General features: G+C 60.9%; 8 protein-coding genes. 5 read left to right on the plus strand and 3 right to left on the minus strand.

What is annotated here, in order from left to right; genetic code table 11:
- Positions 1–7 precede the first annotated feature (7 nt).
- Both B0W55_RS00690 and uvrD read right to left on the minus strand, forming a co-directional pair.
- The gene (locus B0W55_RS00690) at positions 8–448 is read right to left on the minus strand and encodes an EamA family transporter (RefSeq protein WP_077044145.1); all 441 of its coding nucleotides are present in this window, start codon (positions 446–448) and stop codon (positions 8–10) included.
- Between the two features lie 34 nt (positions 449–482).
- Positions 483–2,666, minus strand: a complete 2,184-nt coding sequence (uvrD, locus tag B0W55_RS00695) for a DNA helicase II (RefSeq protein WP_077044146.1) — start codon at positions 2,664–2,666, stop codon at positions 483–485.
- 257 nt (positions 2,667–2,923) lie between these two features.
- Between uvrD and B0W55_RS00700 the strand changes: the two genes are divergently transcribed.
- The 3 genes from B0W55_RS00700 (at position 2,924) to B0W55_RS00710 (ending at position 7,220) form a co-directional block, all read left to right on the plus strand.
- Complete coding sequence (locus B0W55_RS00700; protein ID WP_077044147.1) at positions 2,924–5,815, plus strand: bifunctional diguanylate cyclase/phosphodiesterase; 2,892 nt, start codon at positions 2,924–2,926, stop codon at positions 5,813–5,815.
- Positions 5,816–5,923: 108 nt separating this feature from the next.
- Positions 5,924–6,790: a transcriptional regulator HexR gene (hexR, locus tag B0W55_RS00705; RefSeq protein ID WP_025131545.1), complete on the plus strand. Its 867-nt coding sequence runs from the start codon at positions 5,924–5,926 to the stop codon at positions 6,788–6,790.
- Between the two features lie 217 nt (positions 6,791–7,007).
- Entirely contained in the window at positions 7,008–7,220 is a 213-nt protein-coding gene (locus B0W55_RS00710; protein WP_077044148.1) for a PA3496 family putative envelope integrity protein, read from the plus strand.
- Here B0W55_RS00710 and B0W55_RS00715 read toward each other — a convergent pair.
- The gene (locus B0W55_RS00715) at positions 7,162–8,124 is read right to left on the minus strand and encodes a LysR family transcriptional regulator (RefSeq protein WP_077044149.1); all 963 of its coding nucleotides are present in this window, start codon (positions 8,122–8,124) and stop codon (positions 7,162–7,164) included. The two genes, B0W55_RS00710 and B0W55_RS00715, sit on opposite strands and share 59 nt — an antisense overlap.
- Before the next feature lie 191 nt (positions 8,125–8,315).
- Between B0W55_RS00715 and B0W55_RS00720 the strand changes: the two genes are divergently transcribed.
- Together B0W55_RS00720 and oadA are read left to right on the plus strand one after the other, a co-directional pair.
- Entirely contained in the window at positions 8,316–9,731 is a 1,416-nt protein-coding gene (locus tag B0W55_RS00720; RefSeq protein WP_007896523.1) for an acetyl-CoA carboxylase biotin carboxylase subunit, read from the plus strand.
- A gap of 11 nt (positions 9,732–9,742) precedes the next feature.
- A complete protein-coding gene (gene oadA / locus B0W55_RS00725) occupies positions 9,743–11,551 on the plus strand; it encodes a sodium-extruding oxaloacetate decarboxylase subunit alpha (protein ID WP_077044150.1) in 1,809 nt (602 codons plus the stop codon).
- The last annotated feature ends 137 nt before the right edge of the window (positions 11,552–11,688 follow it).

The raw sequence follows: 11,688 nt of genomic DNA on the forward strand, positions 1-11,688 counted from the left end.
AGTATGTCTAGCGTCGCAACGCCAGCATCACTACCCCGGCCGTGATCAGACCGATTCCGCCCCATTGGCGCAGGTCGAGCCTTTCACCCAGCAGCACAACACCAAGCACGGCCACCAGCACCACGCTGAGCTTGTCCACTGGAGCGACCAGCGAGGCTGGCCCGACCTTGAGGGCGCGGAAATAGCAGATCCACGACGCACCGGTGGCCAGGCCAGACAGCACCAGGAACAGATAACTCTTGGCGGAGATCGATCCTAATGACTGATATTGGCCCGTCGCGTACAAAATCAAGGCCAGACTGACCAGTACCACCACTGTTCGCAGCAGCGTGGCAAAGTCCGAATTGACATTCTCGATGCCGATCTTCGCGAAAATGGCCGTCAATGCCGCGAATGCTGCGGATAACAAGGCCCAGAATGTCCAGGAAGAAAAGAAACCTGAGCCCATGATGTTGCCCCCGGCATTGCAAAAAGGATCGCAGCTAGATCGCTTCCAGCTTCGCATACCCCAGCATCAACCACTTGCTGCCTTCGCTGAAGTTCACCTGAACCCGAGCCTGAGCCCCGGCGCCTTCGAAGTTGAGGATCACGCCGTCCCCGAAGATCGAATGACGCACAGTCTGGCCGAGACTGAAGCCGGTTTCCGGAATCTCGCTGCCGCTGAACAGGTTGCTCCCACTCATCGACTGGTTACCGCCGAACGGACGGCTGACGCTATTGGAAAGCCGAACTTCCTGGATCAGGCCTTTCGGTACTTCGCGTACGAAGCGCGACACCTTGTTGTAGGTCTCGCTGCCGTACAGGCGACGGGTTTCAGCGTAGGTCATCACCAGGTTCTGCATGGCGCGGGTGATGCCGACATACGCCAGGCGGCGCTCTTCCTCAAGACGACCCGGTTCCTCCAGGCTCATCTTGTGCGGGAACAGGCCTTCTTCCATGCCCACCAGGAAAACGTACGGGAATTCCAGGCCCTTGGCGCTGTGCAGGGTCATCAACTGAATGCTGTCTTCGTGTTCGTCGGCCTGGGTATCCCCGGCCTCAAGCGAGGCATGGCCGAGGAAGGCGGCCAGTGGCGTCAGGTCCTCGTCCTCTTCGCTGTTCTCGAAGTTGCGCGCGGCGCTGACCAATTCCTCAAGGTTTTCTACCCGAGCCTGGCCTTTCTCGCCTTTTTCCGCTTCGTGATAGGCGATCAGCCCCGACTGCTCGATGACAGTCTGGGTCATCAGGTGCAGCGGCATTTCCATGCACTTGGCGGCGAGGTTTTCGATCAGCTCGATAAACGCGCCCAATGCACTCGCGGCACGCCCGGTCAGGCCCTTGTTGGCCACCAGTTGGCGCATTGCTTCCCACATCGACACTTCGCTATGGCGCGCGTGATCGCGAATCGCCTCGACGGTTTTTTCACCGATGCCACGGGCCGGCACATTGATCACCCGCTCCAGTGCGGCATCGTTGCCACGGCCTTCGAGCAGACGCAGGTAGGCCATGGCGTTCTTGATTTCCGCCCGTTCGAAGAAGCGCTGACCGCCGTAAATGCGATACGGGATGCGCTCACGCAGCAACGCTTCTTCCAAAACGCGGGATTGGGCGTTGGAGCGGTACAAAATTGCAATATCGCTGCGGGAAAGGCCCGTTTTCAGCGCGCTTTCAATGGTTTCGACAACGTAGCGCGCCTCGTCGTGTTCGTTGAACGCGGCGTACAGGTTGATCGCTTCGCCATCGCCGCCATCCGTCCAAAGCTCTTTGCCCATGCGGCCGGTGTTGTTGGCAATCAGGGCGTTGGCGGCTTTGAGAATGCCGGCGGTGGAGCGGTAGTTTTGCTCCAGGCGAATGATCTCGGCATCGGGGAAGTCGTCGGAATACTGGTAGATGTTCTCGATTTTCGCGCCACGCCAGCCGTAGATCGACTGGTCGTCATCGCCCACCACCATCAGGCTGTCACCGCCCTTGGCCAGCAGGCGCAACCAGGCGTACTGCACGGCGTTGGTGTCCTGGAACTCGTCCACCAGAATATGCCGGAAGCGCTTCTGGTAGTGCGCCAACAGCCCCGGATGGTCGCGCCACAGGTCGAGGGCGCGCAGCAGCAATTCGGAGAAGTCGATAACGCCGGCGCGCAAACAGGCCGCCTCGTAGGCTTCGTAAATGCTGCGCATGGTGGCCAGGAACAGATCGCCGCTGGCTTGGATGTGTTGCGGACGCAGGCCTTCGTCTTTCTGCCCGTTGATGAACCATTGAGCCTGACGGGCCGGCCAGCGTTGCTCGTCAAGGCCGAGTTCGCGGATCACCCGCTTGACCAGTCGCTGCTGATCGTCGCTGTCGAGAATCTGGAAAGTCTGGCTCAGCCCGGCTTCCTGCCAGTGCGCCCGCAGCAAGCGGTGCGCCAGGCCGTGGAAGGTGCCGACCCACATGCCGGCCGGGTTGATACCCATCAGCTGCTCGATGCGATGGCGCATCTCGGCGGCAGCCTTGTTGGTAAACGTCACCGACAGGATGGAGTGGGGCGAGGCGTTCTCGACCTGGATCAACCAGGCGATACGGTGCACCAGCACTCGGGTTTTACCGGAACCAGCACCGGCCAGGACCAACTGACGACCCACGGGGGCGGCTACGGCCTGCCGTTGGGCATCGTTGAGGGAGTTCAGCAGAAGGGAGAGGTCATCGCGCATCGGGGCATTCTAGGGGGCGGCGCCACACCGGGCAAACCCCGCTTTGCATTAGCCGATGAAAGAGGCGTGAGGGACGACCGGTCGGTCAGCGGCTGCAAGCGTTGGCCGGTCTCGTCTGACGGCTTTGCGGCCGGGTCGAGAGGCCGACACTTTTGATTGTTTTTTGACCGGGGGCAGTTTGGTCCGGGCACTGGCTTGTGTATGCTCCGTCGACGTTTCGGGCTCATGCTCATCATTATAAGAACAAGAAACTGCCTATGACCCTCAACTCCGACCTGTCGGGCCCTTCTGTGGAGCCCCGGGTTATCCGTAAACAATACGCCATGGAAATGGCTGTCGAACGCACGCGCCTGCTGTATCAGGGCTCGCTGCTGCCCACGCTGTTCATGTTGACCAATGGTCTGGTCTGCGCCGCTTTGCTCTGGAGCCCGCAGCGCTACTTCCTGGTCTCGGTCTGGCTGGTGTGGCTGTTGTCGCTGGTGGCGTTGCGAGTGATTCAGGTCGCAGCCTTCGACTCGGCGATTCCCAATCGCCAGGCCCATCCAATCTGGCGCCGCATGTTTTTGCTGGGCTCGGGCCTCACCGGCCTGACCCTGGCCGGGGCCGGCATCGCCCTGGTGCCTGCCGACAATTTCATTCAGCAAGCCTGGGTCTTCGGCCTGATCGGCGCGGCGGCCCTCTCGGCGAGCGTGGCCTACGCGGTCAGCCTGCCAGCTTTTCTTTCGTTCACCTTGCCCTGCCTGTTGCCGGCTATCGCTTACCTGTTCTGGGACGGCGACGGGCAGGGGCAAGGGTGGGGCTGGTTTGGCCTGATCTTGCTGGGTGCATTGACCGTGGTGGCCTGGCAGGTCCATCGGTTGATCGATCGTGGCTTGTTGCAGCGCTTCCAGAATCAGGCGCTGATCGAGCATCTGCAGCAGGCACGAAGCTGTGGCGACCAGCTCAATCAGAAGCTGGCCCGGGAAATCGAGCAGCGCCGGCGGGCCGAAGCGGAGCTGCGGGAAATTCAGGTCGATCTGCAAAGCCGCGTCGCCCAGCGTGGTCTGGAACTCGACGCGGCCAGCGACGCATTGAGCAAAAGTGAAGCGCGGCTTGCGCTGGCATTGAAGGCCAGCGAGTTGGGGCTGTGGGACTGGAACCTGCAAACCGACGAAGTCCATCACACACAGATTCAGGAACTGTTCGGCCTGGCACCGGAATACGTGACGGCCATGCTGCGTCACCTCAAGCCGCGACTGCATCCCGAGGACCTGCCAGCGCTGAGAAGGGCATTGGTCGAGCACTTCAAAGGGCGTACCGAGGATTATCAGGTCGAGTACCGCGTGCGCCACAGCGACGGTCATTGGGTGTGGATCGAGGACCGCGGGCGTGCGGTAGAGCGGGCGCAGAACGGCCGGGTGATCCGCATGGTCGGCACTCGCCGCGACATCAGCATCAGCAAGGCGCATGAAGAACAGCAGCAATTGGCAGCCACGGTGTTCGAGGCCGCCAGCGAAGGCATCGTGATTTTCGACCCTGACTATGTCCTGATCGCCGTCAATCAGGCCTTTAGCCGTGTCACTGGCTACGGGGTCGAGGAATTACTCGGGCGAAGTGTCGTCGAGCTGCCGTGCAGCCGCGACGCCCGCCGTCACTACGCTGCGATTCACCACGCACTGGAACAACACGGCAGCTGGCAGGGCGAGCTGGTGGAAACGCGCAAGAACGGCGAGATGTACCCGCAATGGCTGCATCTCAATGCCGTGCGCGATACCCGGGGGAATGTCAGTCATATCGTCGGCTTCTTCGCCGATCTGTCGGCGCGAAGAGAGTCGGAAGAGCGCATGCGCTACTTGACCCATCACGACGAACTCACCGGCCTTGCCAATCGCTCGATGTTCCGCGAGCGGCTCAGCGAGGCGCAACAGCGCGTTCGCCAGGGCGGTTATCGCAGCCTGGCGCTGTTGCACATCAATCTGGATCGCTTCAAACAGCTCAATGACAGCCTGGGTCATGAAGTGGCCGATCAGCTGTTGCAGAAGATGGCCCGGCGGCTGATCAATGCCTTGCCGGAGGCAGACACCATTGCGCGCCTGTCCGGTGACGAATTCGCCGTGCTGTTCAATGCCTACGGCAACCTGTCGAGCCTGGCGCGGGTCGCCACGCGCCTGGCGAACAAGTTGCGCATGCCGGTGACGGTCGACGGTCATGAGCTGGTGGTCAGTGCGTCGATGGGCATCAGCCTGTTGCCGGACAGCGCCCGGGACATCTCCACATTGGTCGCCCAGTCGAACATGGCCATGCAGCATGCCAAGCACTTGGGCGGTAACAATTTCCAGTTCTACACCGACAGCCTGCAAGCCAGCACGCTGGAGCGATTGCAGCTGGAAAACCAACTGCGCAAAGCCGTCGAAGAGAAGCAGTTGAAGGTGTTCTATCAACCGAAGTTGTGCCTGGCCACGGGCAAATTGAACGCTGCCGAAGCGCTGGTGCGCTGGGATCACCCGACCATGGGGCGCGTGCCGCCGGGGGATTTCATCGGCCTGGCCGAGGAAACCGGCCTGATCGGTCCCATCGGCGAGTTCGTGTTGCGCCAGGCCTGCTGGCAAGCCTGCGAGTGGCAACGCCAGGGGCTTGAGCCGATTAGGGTATCGGTCAATTTGTCGGTGCACCAACTGCGTCAGGGCAAATTGGTGAGCCTGGTGCGGCAGGTGCTGCAGGAGACCGGGCTGGCGCCGTGCTATCTGGAGCTAGAGCTCACCGAGAGCCAGTTGCTGGACAGCGTCGAGCACATCATCGCGACGTTCCAGCAACTGCGCGACCTGGGGGTGAAACTGGCGATCGACGATTTCGGTACCGGCTATTCATCCCTGAGCTATCTCAAACGGATTCCGGTGGATTACGTGAAAATCGACCAGGCGTTCATTCGCGGCCTGGGGGAGGGCACGGAAGATGCGGCGATCACCCGGGCGATCATCGCCATGGCCCATGGGTTGTCGTTGAAGGTGGTGGCCGAGGGTGTAGAGCGACGCGAGCAGTTGGAATTCCTGAAAACCGAGCACTGTGACGAGGTGCAGGGTTATCTGATCAGCCAGCCGATAGAGGCCGAGGGGCTTGCAGGGCTGTTACGTGAGCAAGACACGGGTGCTACATCCGGCGCGAGCACCTGAAATCGAGGGATGTGGTTACGCATTGAGCAGGCAAAAAGCCGATTCATGTAGTATAACTACAAGCTTGCTACATCCCCGGCAACTGCCAATAACAAAGAGTCCAGCCCTTTGAATCTGCTGCAACACATCGCCCAGTCTCGTCACCTGTTACGCAAGTCGGAGCTCAAGGTCGCCGATCACGTGCTGCTTGACCCCGCGGCCGTGATGCACAGTTCCATGGCCGACCTGGCCCATAGCGTCGGCATCAGCGAACCGACCATCGTGCGTTTTTGCCGTGCCATCGGCTGCTCCGGGTTTCAGGACCTGAAGTTGAAGCTGGCCCAGAGCCTGGCGGCAGGCGCCAGTTTCGGGCAATTCGCTATCCATGAAGATGACTCGGTTGCCGACTACAGCCTGAAAATTTTCGACACCACCCTGCACACCCTGATGGAGGTTCGCGAGAAGCTCGATCCGGTGGAACTGCAACGGGCGGTGACGCTGATGTCCCAGGCCCAACGGGTCGAATTCTATGGCTTCGGTGCTTCTGGCGCGGTGGCGGCCGATGCCCAGCACAAGTTCTTCCGCTTGCTGCTGACTGCGGCGGCGTATTCCGACCCGCACATGCAGGCGATGTCGGCAGTGACCCTCAAGCCCAGCGACGTGGCGATCTGCATCTCCCAGTCCGGGCGCTCCAAGGACCTGCTGATCACCGCCAACCTGGTGCGTGAAAGCGGAGCCTCGCTGATCACTCTGTGCCCGAGCCAGACGCCGTTGGCTGAGCTATCGACCGTCAACCTGGCAATCGATGTGCACGAAGACACCGAAATATATACGCCGTTGACCTCGCGGATCGCGCACCTGGTGGTGATCGACGTGCTGGCGATGGGCGTGGCCATGGCACGTGGTCCGAGCCTGGTGAACCACCTCAAGAGCGTCAAGCGCAGCCTTCGCAGCTTGCGGCTGTCGCCCAAGTCAGTGAAAGCGCTGGACGATTGATCCAAGGGTTGGCGCTATCCCTGTGGCGAGGGAGCTTGCTCCCGTCGGGCTGCGAAGCGGCCCTTCAAAGCCGGCGACTGCTGCGCAGCCGAGCGGGAGCAAGCTCCCTCGCCACAAAAGCAGTGGTAACTTTCATCTTGCTGTAACCCGCCAGCCGCCAAACCGTCATCCCCTGCGCCTATCTTGAAGCTCCCGTACTCGCCTTGGGAGACTCGAAATGGCCCAGCCCTACGAAGAACGCAACAGCGCTGTCAAAACCCGTCGTCAGCAGGAAGATCAGCGCCGCATGGAATTCCGTCGCGCTATTGAAGATCGCTGCGAACGCCGCCAGCTTCTCGCCGAAATCGGCGATTTTCCCGAAGACTTCGAACTTAATTTCTGGCAGGCAGCGTCGACGACTTCCCGTCGAAACGCTCAACCAGCCCGCTGATCTGCACCCGCTCGCTGCGCACGAACGCCAGGAAGGCGTGAGCCACCGGTGACAGGCGTTTAGCCTTGGCCTGCACCACGCACCAACTGCGGTACAGCGGCAATTCTTCGACCGGCAACTCGATCAAGCCGCCGGTCGCCAGCTCCAGGTTCAGGGCGTGACGCGTCAACAGCGCAACGCCCAACCCCGCCAATACACACTCACGCTGGGCTTCGGCCGACGACACTTCCTGGGTCTGGTTGAAGTGCACGCGCTTCTCTTTGAAATACTCCTCGCACGCCATGCGCGTACCCGAGCCGGGCTCGCGCAACAGCAGCGTGTAAGGCTCAAGATCCTGCAGGCGCAACGGGCCCATATGGCACAGCGGGTGATCCGGTGGTGCGACCGCGACGATCGGGTTGTTGAGGAATGGCAGAAACTCCAGCCCCATGTCCTGCGGGACCATGGACATGATCACCAGGTCATCGCGGTTGTCAGAGAGGCGGCGGATCACCTGCCCGCGATTGACCACCGTCAGTTGCAGGTTGACCTCCGGATGCTGGCGCTTGAACGCCGCAAACAAATGCGGGACGAAATACTTGGCGCTGGATTCGACCGCCAGTTTCAACTGACCCTGTAACGAGCCCTGCATGTCGGACAGCTGCATGTCGAGGTTTTCCAGGCGCCCGAAAATATCCCGGCTGGCCCGCTGAAGGGCTTCCGCGGCTTCGGTCATGTAGAGTTTTTTGCCGACGTAATCGAACAAAGGTTGACCAATCAGCTCCTCGAGTTGACGGATCTGTAGGCTGACGGCTGGTTGCGTGAGGGACATTTCGTCGGCAGCGCGGCTGTAGGAGCGTAAATCACAGACCTCGTTGAAGATCTGCAATTGACGCAATGTCATACGCATCAAGGACTTACGCATTTTACCGGAACTCTCAACGCAGGCAGATCCACCAACTATAAGTCTTTACTTATGCATGACCCAATAATTATTCATTTTTGTTAATCCCTTGCGAGCGCTAGTGTGGGGCTGCGACCAAATTGAAACATTTGGTCACGCGTCGACCTGGGTCTATCGGGTCGTGGGTACTACCGGCTCAAGGGAAACTCCAAGTGATAAAAAAGATCCTGATCGCCAACCGTGGTGAGATCGCCGTCCGAATCGTACGAGCCTGCGCCGAAATGGGCATTCGCTCGGTAGCGATTTATTCCGACGCCGATCGCCATGCGCTGCATGTGAAACGTGCGGACGAGGCCCACAGCATCGGCGCCGAGCCTCTGGCCGGTTACCTGAACCCGCGCAAGCTGGTGAACCTGGCGGTGGAAACCGGTTGCGATGCCTTGCACCCTGGCTACGGCTTCCTCTCGGAAAACGCCGAACTGGCGGACATCTGCGCCGAACGCGGTATCAAATTCATCGGTCCATCGGCGGAAGTCATTCGCCGCATGGGCGACAAGACCGAAGCGCGCCGCAGCATGATCAAGGCGGGCGTACCGGTCACCCCCGGCACCGAAGGCAACGTGTCGGGCATTGAAGAGGCCCTGACCGAAGGCGATCGCATCGGTTATCCGGTGATGCTCAAGGCCACTTCCGGTGGTGGCGGGCGCGGTATCCGTCGCTGCAACAGCCGCGAAGAACTCGAACAGGCATTCCCCCGCGTCATTTCCGAAGCCACCAAGGCCTTCGGTTCGGCGGAGGTGTTCCTGGAAAAGTGCATCGTCAACCCCAAGCACATCGAAGCGCAGATCCTCGGCGACAGCTTTGGCAACGTGGTGCACCTGTTCGAGCGTGATTGCTCGATCCAGCGTCGCAACCAGAAGCTGATCGAGATCGCCCCGAGCCCGCAGCTGACGCCGGAACAGCGCGCCTACATCGGTGACCTCTCGGTGCGTGCGGCCAAAGCCGTGGGTTACGAGAACGCCGGCACCGTGGAGTTCCTGCTCGCCGAGGGCGAGGTGTACTTCATGGAGATGAACACCCGGGTGCAGGTGGAACACACCATCACCGAAGAAATCACCGGCATCGACATTGTCCGCGAGCAGATCCGCATCGCCTCGGGCCTGCCGCTTTCGGTGAAACAGGAAGACATCCAGCACCGTGGTTTCGCCCTGCAATTTCGGATCAACGCCGAAGACCCGAAAAACAACTTCCTGCCCAGCTTCGGCAAGATCACCCGTTACTACGCGCCCGGCGGTCCCGGCGTGCGTACCGACACGGCGATCTACACCGGCTACACCATTCCACCGTTCTACGACTCCATGTGCCTGAAACTGGTGGTCTGGGCGCTGACCTGGGAAGAAGCGATGGACCGTGGCCTGCGCGCCCTGGACGACATGCGTCTGCAAGGGGTCAAGACCACCGCCGCGTACTACCAGGAAATCCTTCGCAACCCGGAATTCCGTAGCGGCCAGTTCAACACCAGCTTCGTTGAAAGCCACCCTGAACTGACCAACTACTCGATCAAGCGCAAACCCGAAGAGCTGGCCCTGGCCATCGCCGCCGCCATCGCCGCCCACGCAGGCCTGTGAGGAATAAAACAATGTCCAAGAAGATTCACGTAACCGACACCATCCTGCGCGACGCCCACCAATCGCTGCTCGCCACCCGCATGCGCACCGAAGACATGCTGCCGATCTGCGACAAGCTCGACAAAGTCGGCTACTGGTCGCTGGAATGCTGGGGCGGCGCCACGTTCGACGCCTGTGTGCGCTTCCTCAAGGAAGACCCGTGGGAACGTCTGCGCCAACTGCGCGCGGCGCTGCCTAACACTCGCCTGCAAATGCTGCTGCGCGGCCAGAACCTGCTGGGCTACCGCCACTACAGCGACGATGTGGTCAAGGCCTTTGTCGCCAAGGCGGCGGTCAACGGCATCGACGTGTTCCGTATCTTCGACGCGATGAACGACGTGCGTAACCTGCGCGTGGCCATCGAAGCGGTGAAAGCTGCCGGCAAACACGCCCAGGGCACCATCGCCTACACCACCAGCCCGGTGCACACCATCGATGCGTTCGTGGCCCAGGCCAAGCAGATGGAAGCCATGGGTTGCGACTCGGTGGCGATCAAGGACATGGCCGGTTTGCTGACGCCTTACGCTACTGGCGAACTGGTCCGGGCATTGAAAGCCGAGCAGTCGCTGCCGGTGTTCATCCACTCCCACGACACCGCCGGTCTGGCCGCAATGTGCCAACTCAAGGCCATCGAGAACGGTGCCGACCACATCGACACCGCCATCTCCAGTTTCGCCTCCGGCACCAGCCATCCGGGCACCGAGTCGATGGTCGCGGCCCTCAAAGGCACCGAATACGACACCGGCCTGAACCTGGAACTGCTGCAGGAAATCGGCCTGTACTTCTACGCCGTGCGCAAGAAGTACCACCAGTTCGAAAGCGAATTCACCGCGGTCGACACGCGTGTGCAGGTCAACCAGGTGCCTGGCGGGATGATCTCCAACCTCGCCAACCAGCTCAAAGAGCAGGGCGCCCTGAACCGCATGAGCGAAGTGCTGGCAGAGATCCCGCGTGTTCGCGAAGACCTCGGCTTCCCGCCGCTGGTGACCCCGACTTCGCAGATCGTCGGCACCCAGGCGTTCTTCAACGTGCTGGCCGGCGAGCGCTACAAGACCATCACCAACGAGGTGAAGCTGTACCTGCAAGGTGGTTACGGCAAGGCACCGGGCACTGTGAGCGAGAAGCTGCGCCGTCAGGCCATCGGCAGCGAAGAAGTGATCGACGTGCGCCCGGCCGACCTGCTCAAGCCGGAGATGGCCAAACTGCGTGCCGACATCGGTGCGTTGGCCAAGTCTGAAGAAGACGTGCTGACCTTTGCCATGTTCCCGGACATCGGCCGCAAGTTCCTCGAAGAACGTGCTGCCGGCACCCTGACCCCTGAAGTGCTGCTGCCGATCCCGGAAGCGGGCAAGGTCGCTTCGGCCGGTGGCGAAGGTGTGCCGACCGAATTCGTCATCGACGTCCACGGCGAAACCTACCGCGTCGACATTACCGGTGTCGGCGTCAAGGCTGAAGGCAAGCGTCACTTCTACCTGTCCATCGACGGCATGCCGGAAGAAGTGGTGTTCGAACCGCTCAACGAATTCGTCAGCGGCGGCAGCAGCAAGCGCAAGCAGGCCACAGCGCCGGGCCATGTCAGCACCACCATGCCGGGCAACATCGTCGATGTGCTGGTCAAGGAAGGCGACACTGTCAAGGCCGGCCAGGCTGTGTTGATCACCGAAGCGATGAAGATGGAAACCGAAGTCCAGGCGGCCATCGCCGGTAAAGTCACCGCGATTCACGTGGCCAAGGGTGACCGCGTTAACCCGGGCGAGATCCTGATCGAGATCGAAGGCTGAGTTAACAGCCTCGATACACCGCTTTAAACCTCGGGGGGGCATGTGCTCCCCTTTTTTTATCCTTTTGAAACTCTGCACACCCTGTGGGAGCGGGCTTGCTCGCGAAGGCGTTGTGTCAGTCGATGATAGTGGTGACT

Origin of the sequence: Pseudomonas sp. KK4 (assembly GCF_001984065.1) — a bacterium.
GTDB lineage: Bacteria > Pseudomonadota > Gammaproteobacteria > Pseudomonadales > Pseudomonadaceae > Aquipseudomonas.